Origin of the sequence: Flexivirga meconopsidis (assembly GCF_026162425.1) — a bacterium.
GTDB classification, from domain to species: Bacteria; Actinomycetota; Actinomycetes; order Actinomycetales; family Dermatophilaceae; genus Flexivirga; species Flexivirga meconopsidis.
The window spans coordinates 866,055-881,690 of the sequence record NZ_JAOBQJ010000002.1; the positions used below are offsets into that span (position 1 = coordinate 866,055).

The 15,636-nt window shown below is 63.0% G+C and carries 11 protein-coding genes; 5 read left to right on the forward strand and 6 right to left on the reverse strand.

Annotation, left to right across the window (positions count from 1 at the left end):
• Nucleotides 1-70: 70 nt before the first annotated feature.
• From N2M23_RS09425 to N2M23_RS09445, 5 genes are all read left to right on the forward strand, one after another.
• Complete coding sequence (locus N2M23_RS09425) at nucleotides 71-3,895, forward strand: multifunctional oxoglutarate decarboxylase/oxoglutarate dehydrogenase thiamine pyrophosphate-binding subunit/dihydrolipoyllysine-residue succinyltransferase subunit (RefSeq protein ID WP_425270209.1); 3,825 nt, start codon at nucleotides 71-73, stop codon at nucleotides 3,893-3,895.
• Between the two features lie 76 nt (nucleotides 3,896-3,971).
• On the forward strand, nucleotides 3,972-4,148 hold the full coding sequence (locus tag N2M23_RS09430) for a DUF6104 family protein (protein ID WP_265444984.1): 177 nt from the start codon (nucleotides 3,972-3,974) through the stop codon (nucleotides 4,146-4,148).
• A gap of 2 nt (nucleotides 4,149-4,150) precedes the next feature.
• Nucleotides 4,151-4,822, forward strand: a complete 672-nt coding sequence (locus tag N2M23_RS09435) for a GDSL-type esterase/lipase family protein (protein ID WP_265444986.1) — start codon at nucleotides 4,151-4,153, stop codon at nucleotides 4,820-4,822.
• Between the two features lie 64 nt (nucleotides 4,823-4,886).
• Nucleotides 4,887-5,576 (forward strand): class I SAM-dependent methyltransferase, encoded by a 690-nt coding sequence (locus N2M23_RS09440; RefSeq protein WP_265444988.1) that lies wholly within the window; start codon nucleotides 4,887-4,889, stop codon nucleotides 5,574-5,576.
• 345 nt (nucleotides 5,577-5,921) lie between these two features.
• Nucleotides 5,922-6,836: a polysaccharide biosynthesis protein gene (locus N2M23_RS09445; RefSeq protein ID WP_265444989.1), complete on the forward strand. Its 915-nt coding sequence runs from the start codon at nucleotides 5,922-5,924 to the stop codon at nucleotides 6,834-6,836.
• Between the two features lie 45 nt (nucleotides 6,837-6,881).
• Here N2M23_RS09445 and N2M23_RS09450 read toward each other — a convergent pair whose 3' ends face one another.
• From N2M23_RS09450 to rfbB, 6 genes are all read right to left on the reverse strand, one after another.
• Nucleotides 6,882-7,907, reverse strand: coding sequence for an O-antigen ligase family protein (locus N2M23_RS09450; protein WP_265444991.1), 1,026 nt, complete (start codon nucleotides 7,905-7,907; stop codon nucleotides 6,882-6,884).
• Between the two features lie 434 nt (nucleotides 7,908-8,341).
• Complete coding sequence (locus N2M23_RS09455; RefSeq protein WP_341870590.1) at nucleotides 8,342-9,607, reverse strand: rhamnosyltransferase WsaF family glycosyltransferase; 1,266 nt, start codon at nucleotides 9,605-9,607, stop codon at nucleotides 8,342-8,344.
• Between the two features lie 2,130 nt (nucleotides 9,608-11,737).
• Nucleotides 11,738-12,622 carry a glycosyltransferase gene (locus N2M23_RS09460; RefSeq protein ID WP_265444993.1) on the reverse strand — a complete coding sequence of 295 codons (885 nt, stop codon included), beginning with the start codon at nucleotides 12,620-12,622 and terminating at the stop codon, nucleotides 11,738-11,740.
• A complete protein-coding gene (locus N2M23_RS09465) occupies nucleotides 12,619-13,743 on the reverse strand; it encodes a DUF1972 domain-containing protein (RefSeq protein ID WP_265444994.1) in 1,125 nt (374 codons plus the stop codon). Before N2M23_RS09465 ends, N2M23_RS09460 begins: the two co-directional genes overlap by 4 nt.
• Nucleotides 13,740-14,576, reverse strand: coding sequence for a dTDP-4-dehydrorhamnose reductase (gene rfbD, locus N2M23_RS09470; protein WP_265444995.1), 837 nt, complete (start codon nucleotides 14,574-14,576; stop codon nucleotides 13,740-13,742). Before rfbD ends, N2M23_RS09465 begins: the two co-directional genes overlap by 4 nt.
• Nucleotides 14,576-15,580 carry a dTDP-glucose 4,6-dehydratase gene (gene rfbB / locus N2M23_RS09475; RefSeq protein WP_265444996.1) on the reverse strand — a complete coding sequence of 335 codons (1,005 nt, stop codon included), beginning with the start codon at nucleotides 15,578-15,580 and terminating at the stop codon, nucleotides 14,576-14,578. Before rfbB ends, rfbD begins: the two co-directional genes overlap by 1 nt.
• Nucleotides 15,581-15,636: the final 56 nt, after the last annotated feature.

Here is a 15,636-nt window from a genome sequence, read left to right on the forward strand (position 1 = left end):
AAAGAGGCGCATTCGCGTGTCATCCCAGTCGCCGGACCCACTTGCGACATTTGGACCCAATGAATGGTTGGTGGACGAGCTCTACGAGCAGTACCGCCAGGACAAGAACTCCGTCGACAAGGCGTGGTGGAGCTTCTTCGAGGACTACAAGCCGTCGACGCCGCAGGCCGCGGCCGGCAACGGGCACGCGTCCCCGGCCGCCAACGGCAATAGCAATGGCGCAACCACCACGCCGGCGCAAACCTCGGGCGCCCCCAAGCAGGGGCCGGCCGCGCAGCAGGCGGCGCCGGCCGCCGACGCGAGCCAGCCGAAGGGCGGCACTCCGCAGGCACCAGCAGCCGAGCAGGTCGGCCAGCAGCCGGAGGAACACAAGCCGCGGCACGCCGCGCCGCTTGACCCGAAGGAGGCCGAGGCGTCATACACCCGGCCGATCTCGCGGGATGCCGGCAAGCCCTCCGTGCCGGAGGTCGAGCCGGCTGAGGACCAGACCGTGCCGCTGCGGGGAGTCGCCGCGCGCATCGTGTCCAACATGGAGGCCAGCCTGGAGGTGCCGACCGCGACCAGCGTGCGTGCGGTGCCGGCCAAGCTGCTGATCGACAACCGCATCGTCATCAACAACCACCTGTCCCGCAGCCGCGGCGGCAAGGTCAGCTTCACCCACCTGATCGGCTACGCGATCCTCAAGGCGCTGGCGCTCATCCCCGAGATGAACTACGCCCTCGGCGAGGACGAGAAGGGCAAGCCGACGCTGATCAAGCCGGGGCACGTCGGCTTCGGCCTGGCGATCGACCTGGCCAAGCCCGACGGTTCGCGCACGCTGGTCGTGCCCAGCATCAAGGGCGCCGAGGAGATGGACTTCGCGCAGTTCTGGACCGCCTACGAGGACATGGTCCGCAAGGCGCGGAACAACAAGCTGGCGATCGAGGACTACGCCGGCACGACGATCAGCCTGACCAACCCGGGCGGCATCGGCACCGTGCACTCGGTGCCGCGGCTGATGAGCGGCCAGGGTGCGATCATCGGCGTCGGCGCGCTGGAATACCCAGCCGAGTGGCAGGGCGCGAGCAGCGACACCCTCAACAAGAACGCCGTCAGCAAGATCATCACGCTGACCTCCACCTACGACCACCGCATCATCCAGGGCGCGGTCTCCGGTGAGTTCCTGCGGGTCGTCCACCAGCTCCTGCTCGGCGAGGACGGCTTCTACGACGAGATCTTCCAGTCACTGAAGATCCCCTACGAGCCGATCCGCTGGGTGCAGGACATCGACGTCAGCCACGACGACGACATCAACAAGGTCGCGCGCGTGCAGGAGCTGATCCATGCCTACCGGGTGCGGGGTCACCTGATGGCCGACACCGACCCGCTGGAGTACAAGCAGCGGCGGCACCCCGACCTCGACGTCACCAACCACGGGCTGACCCTGTGGGACCTGGACCGCACCTTCCCGACCGGCGGGTTCGGCGGTGAGCCGTTCCTGAAGCTGCGGCAGATCCTCGGCATCCTGCGCGACGCCTACTGCCGCTCCATCGGCATCGAGTACATGCACATCCAGGACCCCGAGCAGCGGGCCTGGGTCCAGGGCAAGGTGGAGCGCGGCTACGAGAAGCAGAGCAGCGCCGAGCAGTTGCGCATCCTGCGCCGGCTCAACGCCGCGGAGGCCTTCGAGACGTTCCTGCAGACCAAGTACGTCGGGCAGAAGCGCTTCTCGCTCGAGGGTGGCGAGTCGGTCATCGCGATGCTCGACCGGATCATCTCCGAGGCCGCCGACGACGGCATGGAGGAAGTCGCGATCGGTATGCCGCACCGCGGCCGCCTCAACGTGCTGGCCAACATCGCCGGCAAGTCCTACGGGCAGATCTTCAACGAGTTTGAAGGCAAGCAGGACCCGAAGTCGGTGCAGGGCTCCGGGGACGTGAAATATCACCTCGGCACCGAGGGCACCTTCACCTCCGACGAGGGCAACACCACCAGCATCTACCTGGCGGCCAACCCCTCCCACCTGGAGGCGGTCGACCCGGTGCTGGAGGGCATCGCCCGCGCCAAGCAGGACCGCATCAACCTGGCCGGCACGGCGTTCACCGTGCTGCCGATCCTGATGCACGGTGACGCCGCGTTCGCCGGTCAGGGCATCGTGGCCGAGACGCTCAACCTGTCGCAGCTGCGCGGCTACCGCACCGGCGGCACGATCCACATCGTGGTGAACAACCAGGTCGGCTTCACGACCGCGCCGTCGCAGAGCCGCAGTTCGACATACAGCACCGACGTGGCCCGGATGATCCAGGCGCCGATCTTCCATGTCAACGGTGACGACCCGGAGGCATGTGTCGGGGTCGCGGAGCTGGCGTACGAATACCGGCAGAAGTTCAACCGCGACGTGGTCATCGACATGATCTGTTACCGCCGTCGCGGTCACAACGAGGGCGACGACCCCTCGATGACGCAGCCGATGATGTACAAGCTGATCGAGGCCAAGCGCAGCGTCCGCAAGCTCTACACCGAAGCCCTGATCGGTCGTGGCGACATCAGCACCGAGGAGGCCGAGGCCGCGCTGAAGGACTACCAGGCGCAGTTGGAGCGGGTCTTCGCCGAGACCAAGGCCGCCAAGCAGGAGGCGAGCGCTCCCGCGTCCGACAGCTCGGCCGGCACCGACGCCGAGGGCCACGGCGGCCTGGAGCGTCCGTCGGCGCAGGAGCAGGACGACGAGCGCGCCGACGGCAGCGGCCTCGACACCGCGATCAGCGGCGACGAGTTGCACACGATCGGCCAGACCTGGGTCAACCCGCCCGAGGGCTTCACCGTGCACCCGAAGCTCGCCAAGCTCATGGAGCGGCGTGCGGAGATGGTGCAGCAGGGTGGCATCGACTGGGCGATGGGCGAGTTGCTCGCCTTCGGCTCGCTGCTGATGGAGGGCACCCCGGTGCGCCTGGCCGGTCAGGACAGCCGCCGAGGCACGTTCGTGCAGCGGCACTCGGTGCTGATCGACCACAAGAACGGCAACGAGTGGACGCCGCTGCGCTACCTCTCGCCGGACCAGGCGTGGTTCTGGGTCTACGACTCGCTGCTCAGTGAGTATGCCGCGATGGGCTTCGAGTACGGCTACTCCGTGGAGCGGCCGGACGCGCTCGTGCTCTGGGAGGCGCAGTTCGGTGACTTCGCCGACGGCGCGCAGACGATCATCGACGAGTTCATCAGCTCCTCGGAGCAGAAGTGGACCCAGCGGTCGTCGGTCGTGCTGCTGCTCCCCCACGGCTACGAGGGGCAGGGTGCCGACCACTCGTCGGCGCGCATCGAGCGCTTCCTGCAGCTCTTCGCCGAGGACAACATGACGATCGCCTACCCGTCGACCCCGGCCAGCTACTTCCACCTGCTGCGCCGGCAGGCGGCGGCCCGTCCGCGCAAGCCGCTGATCGTCTTCACCCCGAAGCAGTTGCTGCGCCTCAAGGCCGCGACGTCCAACCCGGAGGACTTCACGCAGGGCAAGTTCCGTCCGGTGATGGCCGACCACCAGTCGCCGAAGCCGGAGGACGTCACCCGCGTGCTGCTCGCCTCGTCGCGGGTCGTCTACGACCTGGAGGCCGAGCGCGAGAAGCGCGGCGACGCCCAGACCGCGATCGTGCGGGTCGAGCAGCTCGCGCCGATCCCTGCGCAGGAGATCGCCGACGAGCTGGCGAAGTATCCGCACGCCGAGGTCGTCTGGGTGCAGGATGAGCCGAAGAACCAGGGCGCGTGGCCCTTCATGGCGCTCAACCTGCCCGAGCAGCTCGCGGCCCTCGGCGAGCACCGCCCGCTGCGGGTGGTGTCGCGTCCCGCGTCCGCCGCCCCGGCGACCGGCTCGTCGAAGCGGCACCAGGCGCAGAGCGCCGAGCTGATGAAGCAGGCCTTCGACCGCTGATCAGCACCGAGTGAGTCGGGCCGCATCCTGCACCGGGTGCGGCCCGACTAGTTTCCCGACCATCGCAAGGACGCCCATGTACTTCACTGATCGTGGCATTGAGGAGCTCGCCACCCGGCGCGGCGACGAGGAGGTCACCCTCGGCTGGCTGGCCGACCAATTGCGCACCTTCGTCGACCTCAATCCGGACTTCGAGGTGCCCGTTGAGCGACTCGCGACCTGGCTTGCCCGGCTCGATGACGAGGATGAGTGAGAATGTCCTCCGTGACCTACCCGCACGAAGGCAGCGAACCCGACTTCAGCCCCAGCGCCAGCTTCCAGGTCGCCGAGGGCAATCGGCATGTCGGCCTGTGTTTCGTCGGAGACTCCTTCGTCGCGGGCCTCGGTGATCCCAAGGCGCTCGGCTGGGTTTCCCGCGTGGTCGCCCGCACGCCGCACGCCGGCGTCGACCTAGCGAGCTACAACCTCGGGGTGCGCGGCCAGAGCTCGACCGACGTGCTCGGGCGCTGGCAGCAGGAGAGCGAGCTGCGGTGGGCGCACCCGGTCAACGAGCGGCGCCTGGTCATCGGCTTCGGCCTGCACGACATCGCCCAGGGCATGACGACTGCGCGGTCCCGGCTCAACCTGGCCAATATCCTCGACGACGCCTCCAGCGCCGCCATCTCGACGTATGTCGTGGGTCCCGCACCGACCGTCGACCCGGAGACCAACGACCGCCTCCAGGTGCTGGTCGACGCCCAGGCCGACGTCTGCTCACGCCGCGGCGTGACCTACGTCGACTGCTTCCGCCCACTGCTCGGCCATGACCAGTGGCACGCGGATCTGGCATCCGGCGACGGCATCCACCCCGGCCAGGCCGGCTACGGCCTGATCGCCTGGCTCGTGCTGCACGCCGGCTGGCAGAGCTGGCTCCGGCTCGACTCCTGACACTCTCCGAGTCTTCAGAAGGGCTGCTGCGCACACGCGGTCTGACGCCGATACCCTTCTGGCCATGGACCCGATGATCGCTCGTTTGAAGCGCCGTGCCCGCCGCCGTCTCAAGCCCGCCGACTGCAAAGAGACCTACACACAACAAGTGCTCGAAGCGCGTGAAAATCCCGTCTATTTGGAGATCGGTGTCCGTGACGGGGACAGTTTCCGCGCAGTCACCGCCGATCGCAAGATCGGCGTTGACCCGTACGAGCACAAGTCGATGACGAAGCTCCGCGACGGTGAACAGTTCTTCAACAAGCCGTCAGACGACTTCTTTGCCGAGGATGCCGGCACGGTTCTCCGCGACCGACGCGTCGATGTGGGATTGGTCGACGGACTTCACTGGTTCCAGCAGGCGCTGCGTGATGTCCTGAACATTGAGCGTTACTCTGCGCCAGGAGGGGTAATTCTCCTCGACGACATGAATCCGAAGACGAAGGAGCTTCAGGACGTCTTCGTCCAGGGAAAGGCATGGAACGGCGACGTCTGGAAGATCGGCGCGTATATTCAGGTCGAGCGTCCCGATCTTGAGTTCTACACGATCGACGCCGATCAGGGCATCGGCGTCATTGGCAACCTTAACCCCAATGCTCCGTGGCCCTCGGACGACGTGCTCAAGAAGTATGAGAAACTGACCTACGACTACCTCGACGCAAACCGGTCTGAGATCCTTCAGCTACGAACGCAGTCTGCGACTCACAGCGTCTGAACCGGCGACCAACGCAAAATGCGGGCATTGCAGCACGCCAAACAACTTTCGCTGTACCTGCTTATCCCAGGATTGAATTTTCTCTCGCCTCTCCTTTTCATCCCAGCAGTGAGTGCTCGGTATGGCGCACGAGGTTGGTCGTCACTGGCCGTCGCGATGTCCCTGGGCTTGGCGATATCGACTGCGGCTGAAATGGGCTGGGGTGTCGTCGGCCCCCAGCGAGTGGCCGGACTGCCACCACAGGAACGCGCCGCCTACTACCGACTCTCAATACCGTCCCGGCTAATAATCGTCCTACCGGCGGCTTGCCTAGCGGGTACCGTTTGCTACTTCGTAGTCCCGGAGTTGAAGATAGCGAGCGCGATCTTCACCTTTGCACTCACGGCCCAGGGGATGACGCCCTCCTGGTATTTCATCGGCATCAATCGCCCTCTCAACGTCCTCTGGTCCGAATCCTTGCCGAGAATCATGGTCACCACATTCTCGGCCATACTTGTCGCTGCCGGCGGCCCGGTGGTCGTCTACAGCATCCTCATGCTCGCGACTGTTCCATTCGCACAACTCGCGGCCGCGCGTCTGATCGATGACTACTCCGCACCAACCCGCGCCGACTGGCGCGCCGCCCCGCGCATCGCCAAAGCACAGGCCGTCATCGGCAGCGGACGCGCAGTCAGCGTCGTTTACACGACGTTGCCCGTGTTCATAGTTGGACTTGTGGCGCCGCCTGCACTTGGTCTCTTCGCTGCGAGCGAAAGGCTAATGCGAACAGGAGTTACGGTGCTCAGCGCGATTCCGCTCAGATTGCAAAGCTGGATCGGGAGTGCACCCCCCGGGGCTAAAGAGCACCGGATTCGCAAGGCGCAGCAGATCGGTGCACTCACCGCGGTCGTCGCCGGGCTTGGCTTCACGGTATTTGCACCGCCTGTCAGCCATTACCTCTTCTCCGGGAAGATTGATATTCCCTACACGCTTTCCCCAATGGGAGGAATTTTGCTGTTCACGATTGTCCTCTCCACTAGCCAAGGACTCGCATTGATAGCCCGGGACCGCGCCAACGACATCACCTGGGCGATAGTCCCTTCGGCGATCGTCGGAGTTGCAACTATCGCGCCCGGAGCAGTCGCCTTTGGCCCGAAAGGCGCCATTGCGGGCGAAATACTGGCCGAGACATGCGGTCTATTAATTCAGTTCCGGTCACTCCGACGTCCGCGCGCCAGACATTATTCACGCTCATTCGACGGGTCGAGACACACAATCTAGCTAGCACAGCCCCCAGGCCGCACACGAATTGTCAGCCTACCTCTCTCAGTCTTGCGGGCCAAGGTGAAGTTTGCTGGGCGCTAGAAACCCGCCTTTGCCGGGCGCAAGGAATCCGTTGACGGCCAGGCCCAAACCGAACGCAAGCATTACACTTTCACCCGCCCACAGAAGCAAATCGAACGAAAACATGTAAACTACCAGCACAACTAGTATTCCGCGACCAACAGATGACCCCCAAATAATCGCTACTCCAACCGCGACCGCCAGGGCAAGAAGGGCAACCACACCTCCCCATACGAGGGTTGATGTAAACTGGTTATCGACGCTGGTGAACCTGGCAACATTGAGAATATCGACGTATGGCGGCCGCTTCTCGCTTCCAATGCCAGTTCCGAACAGTAGGTCCCAGCCGCTCCGTAGGTCTAGAATTTGCGGTATTGAGCTAATTGAGTTCGACCTATGAGTATATGAGCCACTGTTACCCAACTTGGCGATAGCTTCACTCATATATTCCTGGACCGTCGTTGAGTATGCGAGAACCCCAACGGCTATCACGCCGGCGGCTATTGCCGCACCTCGCGCCCGGCTGCTAATTCGAGGACCGATCGCAGAAATCAGAACGACCGACGCCACTGCGACGAAACCGGTTCGAGAACCGGAGATGACGAGGCCACCGAGGCACGCCACCGAGAATAGCAACCTGAGAACTTTATTCTTAGGGCCAAATGGCGTCCAGGCCAAAAAGAGCGCAAAGACGATGAGCATTGAAAATGGTATCGGGTGACTCAAGAACGCCTCCGCCCTATGGTCACCCCCGGTGATGTTATTTCCGAAGGTGACGTCTGACCGGGTGTAAGATGGGTAGGGCGCAATTCGCAACCCCCCCATTTCCATGGCACCTATTAATAGCTGGCTGCAAGTAAATACAAGAACCGTCGTCACAAATGCGCGGCATTCGGATACGGTAAGCCGTCGCGCCAAATAGAAGGCAATCAGCATCGGCAAGATAAAACGGATTGAATATCGAAAGAGCGACGAATCCTGAGTCGCGGCACCGCTCACGAATGCCATTACGAGAATTGAACCGAGTACAATGTACGACCGTGCGTCAAATGTGGGACTAGCGACCGGCCGAGAACGAAGGTATGCGATCCCCCACCCCAGCATCGCCGCCGCCGTGGCATACTGCGCCACGCCTCGAGGCACGTTCACAGTCCCGAATACGAGCAGGAGGGACATCCCGGCAGCGAGACTAAACCCGCAGACCCAGCGGGCCGGAATCTCTAAATGTACTGTGAACCAGCAGACAGCAATCGCGGAGATGGTAACACCCGCAGGCTGATCGGCAAGATACGCGCAGGCACCGATGAGGAGAAGAGCCAAGGAGATCAATGGGATCTGAAATTTAGCGCCGCTCCCAATGTTCGAACCTTCGCGACCAACGCCTGGCTCCGGCCCCGGGTTCACCCTGCCAGAGGCCATTGTGTGCGGTGTTCGCAATTGTGTCATGACAGCCCTAATTCGCCCGCCGCTGCAGCGATCGATTCACTGAATTCTCCACCAAGCCCTTGCATAAAACCCATGTCGACGCCATCGTTTACGTAGGCCGAGGTATCTATCACAGCCTCAAATATGGCCTCGCCGAGTTCAATCGGATCATTTCGCACTGCACGAAGTCGTGAACTCAGCCCAAATCTTGTCTGGTCAACATCATTCGTCACCGCGAAACCACCGGACGCGACCGCCTCCAACGGTGGGTGAGAAGGATGCGGACTCTGCTGGAGCGACAGAAGGACCGGGATCTCGCTCAGAGCGTCGAAGTACGACTCCCAGGAGAGCTTGCCAACGGCCGAAAGTTCGGCATCTTCAGCTAGACGTATCGGCGCATGAGGCTCGCCCATTGACACAAACTGAAGATCGATTCCCGCGGACTCGGCCAGGCCGGCCGTGTGGCGCAGCGCCGCGATCCCGAGCGCGAAGGAATTGCGTGGCTTGCTGGGACGCCCATAGAAGCCGACTCGACGGGGCGCGCGTTGCGGTCGCCGATCGGACGTGCGGCGGAGCCTACCGAGATCGAGTTCGGGCCTGAAGACCAGATGGTCGGGAACATCGATTCCTTCGTGCGTACGTAACGCCCGCTGAACGGGGGTCGAATTAATGATACACTTGAATCCAGCATGGTACGTCGATTGAGCCAAGGCTGATTCTGTCGATCCAGGGAAGAAATCAGGCTCATAATCTTGAACCAAGTAAAGAACTTGATCGGCACGAACCACACCAAGGTTAGCGGCAACTTGAAGGGCATGTGCGGTAGTCCAGTAGGTACCTATCCATATCTCCCTGGTCGACACCTCCATATCGCGCAGGCTCCAGCCGGATAGAAGTTCTACTGGCGCCCTGCTATACCCGAACTCCTCGGCCAGGAACCTAGTCAGCCACGACTTGTCGGATGCAGTCGGAATCGAGCCGTAGCTGATCACGCGGATCGGTAGATCCCTAATGAGTGCCACCTGCGCTGCGGTAGCCAAGGCGGTCCGGACACCTGCATATAGGGCGTCTGGACCGAGTGCCGGCAACAGCAAGGACACATGGGTGCGGGCCGCAGGCTCCGGCCGGAGGCAAACGAGACTCCAGCTCGTGTCAGCGAGTTCAGAGAATGGGAACCAAGTCAACGGCGCGTGCGAAGCGACGTATCGACGCCCCTGACGCTGCTTAATCTCCAGGTCGAGGCGTTTCTTTCCCGTACGGACGCGCTCTCCAATCGCCCTCATCGGAGAGTCCTACCCTCGCCACGTTCTAACATTCTTTCCGCGAGGGATTGGACCACGGCAGACGCTCTCGAGTTAACGTAGGTCTCGAGCCATTCCGAGGTCTCGGTAAAAGTATCGAGTTCCCCTGTCGAGTGCGCCCTACTGAGGCGGTCAAGTTGAGCGGCCAGGTCCGTCGCGCACTCCGGATCGACCTGTATTAGCTGATCCACTGAAACGAAGGTAAGTTCTCGTAGCGCATCGGAGGATCGGGTTATCACGACGCGGCCCCCCGCAAGGCCTTGCCAAACTTTGTTGGCAATTACACTCCCTGCCTTTTCTGACAATCCAAATACTCCGAGCACAACGTGCGACTCCTTGATATGTCGCGCTAACTCGTATGTTGAAACATGGTCCAGGAACCTCGTGGGCATGCCGTCGGCGGCACGCCGTAGTTGTGACTCAATCAACGGCCGCTCGGATCCGTTCCCGATAAATGTCCATTCGATCGTCCTATCCGTCAGAAACGTCATTGCAGACGCGACGTAATCTAGTCCATGTAACGGGATGTAGTTTCCGTAGTAGAGCACCTGCAGGGGCCCAGTTTCTGGCGCACGCGTCGGAGACGCCCAGTCGGGCGCTCCGACTGGCACCACGCTGACGTCACGGGCTCCGTGTTCTTTCCAGCGGCGAGCCCTCACCTCCGTATCCGTTAACGTGAGATCCGCCACCCGCACCGCTATCTTGTCGAAAGCGGCGTAGAGACGCGCGCGCACTGACGTGACTGGCACCTCGCCCCAGTCTCCGACGTTGGTCTCGTGCATACCGACAAAGGCATCTACGACCAACCGCGCGCGGAGCATTAATGCCAGGAGTCGAGCATGAAGCGCGTATTGGAGGGCTAACTCCGACAGGATGACAACATCCGCTCGCCGCCATCCCGCTTCACGCACCGCACGGTGAAGTAGATGTACCGATCCCCGGGCAATCCCTTCGCGCAAATTTCGCTCGATCACGACAACCTCGTGGCCTTGTCGGACGAACTCGCTACGGATGAGGTTGTTCCGCGGGTAGTCGGTGTCGTGCACCGCGAAGTAGACAATCCTCACGACGCCTCACGACCGCCTTGGTGGATAGTGCTGGCGATCTGTTCTGCTCGCGCTCGCCATGAGTGCTTCCGAACGACGTCGGCTCGTTCCTGATCAGTCAGCAGTCGCGACGAGCCAACGGCAGCGGCCCGCTCGATTGGCAGCGTATTTGGAACCACCAAACGTTCCGGCCACAACTCGGGAGGAATGATGACTGGGACACCGAGCGCTGCCATTTGATAGCACTTCATGAGATCTTGACTGCGGGTGTAGTCATCAACAACGTGCGGAATCAGACAAGCGGTGTTTTCCCCGATCAATGCGCCGAGAGCTGTCGAGTCCAACCATGGATAGACAAGTACCGAAGGGACCGACCCAGTGGTTCTCCATGAGGCGATGAGTTGTGACATACGAATCGAGTCGCCGGGTGCTCCAATAACCACCTCATCGAAGCCCCCAAATCTCACAATTCGGTCCATGAGCGCCCAATCCGTACGACCCTCCATAAAACGACCGAGGAGAATGACGCGACGAGAAGCGTCCCCCGAGCGCGCGACGTTCGCCAGTGCAGGGTCGACACCGTTAGGGACGACACTCGCAGGGGGCAGCCTCAGCCGACTCGCCATATATGACGTATTTACGGTCATGATCGCGCTGTTCCGATGTCCACGGCTAACAGACTGGTAGGTAACGCGGGCTATTTGACGGTAGACAGGGTTAATGTCGGGCGCGATCGACCAGTCGTCGTAGAAGTCAGTCCAGACGACCTTTCGAGAGCCGAAGAAGACCGGAGACAACACCGCCCATGCATCCGAGCCGGATGGCCGGGTCGGCAAGAATGACCATCGTGCTCTCCGGTGGAGGGAGTCTGCAGATGGGGCCTTGCCCGCGTGCACAAACTGCGTCTCGGGGGCAATGACCCCGAGCTGTTCTAGTTGCTCAACGAGTTGCACAGGCCGGGTATACGCGCTCGTCCCAGGAGGCACAGACCAAGCGATCCCGTCTATGAGCGGCGTGTACGCAGAGCCTTGTGGGCCCGCAGATGACCAATTGTTCACCGATGTCCTCATGGTTTCGGTTCCCGCCCTAGAATCGCCGGAACCGACCGGGGGAACATAAATGCTGAACGGCTTCGCGAGTCCGTGGCGAGCGCTAGACGGCTCAGCTGCCAGAGTTTCCGGGCTGCCAGTGTCGGTTGGCTGGCACGCCGCTGCAGCCGACCCCTGGCAGTGCGCGACGCCGAAGATCCCGCAACTCCGAGAACCTGGTCGCTGTGTACGCGGTAAGCAATCTGTGCCACTGGGTCAATATCAAGGAGATTGTTGGCAACTGCGTCGAGCGAGTACCAACGGTCGTGCAGCCAGCCCCGAGGCACCGAGCCGTGACCAACCAAACGTCGCGGAACAATCGCCGACGCTGCGCCAGTCGCGACCGGTTTGGCGAGTGTATAACGCATCCGGTGCTGTGGGCTCCAGTGTGACCACTCGGCTGGGACCGGGAAGTCATCGCGCATGGTGCGTCCCAGCGGAGCTGATTCAGCATCAATCAGGTCGGCATTACTCGCGACCATTGCGCTCTGCGGATGTGTCCGAAACCAGTCGACGTGCGCCGCCACACGGCGCGGGTACCAGACATCATCTTGATCCGCGAGGACGATCAGTTCGGAGCCACACAAACTAACTCCAAGCGAGAAATTCGCCGCGATACGGTCGTACAGCGGCATGGACTCGGTCCTTGGTGGTGCCGGGACGACATGGGTTACGACTTCACGCGTGATCGGGTGGTCCCGGACTACGTCGGTCGTCGCGTCTACAGAGCCGTCGTCAATGACGACTAACTCGTCCAGCGAGACGGTCTGTTCGTGCATCGAGTCCAGCTGCTCGGTCAAATGCCGGGCGCCATTATGCGTGACCATCACACAACCGACGCTTGGCTCAGCACGGGCACTCATGACTCCCACCGTCCAGTCGCGCACAACAGCGCGTCGGTGTAATCGGCCAGAACTGAATTCCAACCATATCCGGCTTGTGCCCTCTGGAGCGCAGCATTCGAGAGATGCTTTCGCACTCTTTCGTCACCGAGGACGTTCTCAAGTTCTGCCGCGATTGCGGGCGCAGACGGCTCCACTAGTCGGCCATTTCCCCCGAGGACCTCATCGTTGTACGCGGTCCGACGTGCAACCGTGGGCGCTCCGCAGGCCATTGCTTGAACCAGAGCGGGGTTGGTGCCGCCCACGCTGTGACCGTGGAAGTAGACGCCGGCGTTCGACCACAAGGCGTGCAGCAGTTCGTCGTCCTTCAGGTGGCCGAGCAGTTGCACGTTAGTTCGTTCGGCCGCCAGTGCATCAGCCGCCGACTGGATCGGATCGCCTGCCGGGGCATTGCCCACCACGACGACCGGAGTCGAGGGATCGAGGAAGCGCACGGCCTCGAAGAACTCATGCATCGAATTCTCCGGAACGAAGCGAGCGACGGCCAGCACGTAACTACCGGGAGCGAGGTCGAGACGCTCCTTGACCAGTCGCTCGTTCGACGAGTCCGGCACAGTCCCTCCATAGGGGATGAAGGTTGTCTCACGACCGAATTCCTGCTTCCAATACCGGCCGATCTCGACCGAGTCCGCGATCAGGGTGTCGGCGAACTTCGCGCTCAGCCTCGCGCCTGTGCGGAAAACTCGCTTTGCGGTCGGGCTCCACTTCTCGCGGTGCCATTCGATGCCGTCGACGTTCAGGACCACGGGGATGCCACGCGCTTTCAACATCGGCAGGTAATAGCCGTTGGCGACATTCATCACCAGCGCGACGTCGGGCTTGCGCCAGGCGGCGTCGGCGGTCGCAGTCATGCCGAAGGAAAGCGTACTCGCCGACTTCGACTCGACGCCCTTGGTGAAGCGCTGGGTGACGCCGTCCGGAAGCGGCTCGTCCGCGACGTGACCTGGCCGGCTGTAAACGTCGATGTCCCAGCCGTTGTACGTCAGATGGGGCACGAGTTGGCGCACCAGAGTCTCGAATCCGCCGTAATAGCTCGGGTAACCACGGGTGCCGATGACCGCGACGCGAGGTCTGTCACTCATGGCCGGCCCGCATTCGCCGTGACGCCCATCGCGCGGAGCCCTTCGTCCCAACTGCGGCGTTGCCGGTCGTCGTGCGCAAGCACGCTGTATCCGGGCCGCGGGGCAGGACGCGGAAAGTCAGCCGTGGTACACGGCTGCACGCGGTCCGGATCCATCCCAGCGAGCACAAAGATCTCGCGCGTGAAGCCGTGCCAGGTGGTCTGGCCGGCCGCGGTGCCGTGGTAGTAGCCGCCCGGTGCACCAGTGTCGACGACATCGAGCACGTAGGCGGCCAGATCGCGGGTCCAGGTGGGCTGGCCCTTCTGGTCGTCGACCACCTTGAGCGTCTCGCGTTCACCCGCGAGGCGCAGCATGGTCTTGACGAAGTTGGGGCCGTGCTCGCCATACAGCCACGCGGTCCGCACGATCAGCGCGTCCGGGTTCGTCGCGCGCACGGCCCACTCCCCTGCTGCCTTGGTGCGGCCGTAGGCGGACTGGGGATTTTGCGGATGGTCCGGCTCGTAGGGCTCGGTGGCGGTGCCGTCGAAGACGTAGTCGGTGGAGATCTGCACCATCCGAGTGCCCGTCTCGCGGGCGACGAGCGCGACGTTGCGGGCGGCGGTCGCGTTGATGGCGAAGGCCTCGGCCTCGTGTGTCTCGGCGTCATCGACCGCCGTCCAGGCCGCCGCGTTGACCACCACGTCGAAGTCGCGCATCGTCTCCCGCACCGCGTCGAGCGAGCGGATGTCGCACTCGGCGGAGCCCACCGGCACCACCTGCTCACCGCGCTCCTGCAGCAGCAGCGTCAGGTCGGTGCCGAACATGCCGCGGCCACCGGTGACCAGCCAGCGCATCAGCGACCACTGCCGATCACGGCCTGATCGGCATACTTCGCCTCGGCCGCAGCCTTCTGCGGACGCCACCACGACTCGTTAGCGCGATACCAGTCGATCGTGTCCGTCAGGCCCGCTGCGAAGTCGGAAAAGCCCGGCTCCCAACCCAACTCGGTGCGCAGCTTGGTGGAGTCGATCGCGTAGCGCCGGTCGTGGCCGGCACGGTCGGTGACGTGGTCGTAGTCGCTTGCGTCCTTGCCCATCGCGACCAGGATCTGCTCGACCACGCGCTTGTTGCTCTCTTCGCCATCCGCGCCGATGAGGTAGGTCTGACCGATCTCGCCGCGCTCGATGATCGTCCAGACGGCGCGGTTGTGATCGTCGACGTGGATCCAGTCGCGCACGTTGAGTCCGTCGCCATACAGCTTCGGCCGCACGCCGTCGAGGATGTTGGTGATCTGGCGCGGAATGAACTTCTCCACGTGCTGCCGGGGGCCGTAGTTGTTGGAGCAGTTGCTGATCGTGGCGCGCACGCCGAACGACCGCACCCACGCCCGCACGAGCAGGTCGCTGCCGGCCTTGGTCGACGAGTAGGGGCTGCTCGGGTTGTATGGCGTGGCCTCCGTGAAACGCCCGGGATCGTCGAGCTCCAAGTCGCCATACACCTCGTCGGTGGAGATGTGGTGGTAGCGCACGTCGTGCTTGCGCACCGCCTCGAGCAGCGTGTAGGTCCCGATCAGATTCGTCTGCACGAAAGGGAAGGGCCGGGCCAGCGAGTTGTCGTTGTGGGATTCGGCGGCGAAATGCACGACGAGATCGCTGCCGGCGACCAGTTGGTCGACCAGTGCTGCGTCGGAGATGTCGCCCGAGACGATTTCGACGTCGACGCCGTCCAACGATGCGCGGTCGCCGGCGTAGGTGAATGCGTCGAGAACCGTCACCTCCACGTCGGGCCGCGAGGTGTCCGTAAGATGAACAAAATTGCTGCCGATGAAACCGGCGCCCCCGGTAACCAGTACTCGCACGCGGAGACTGTACCGGCAACCCCGGTCGGCATCCGTACGCCGTTCGGGATGCGGCT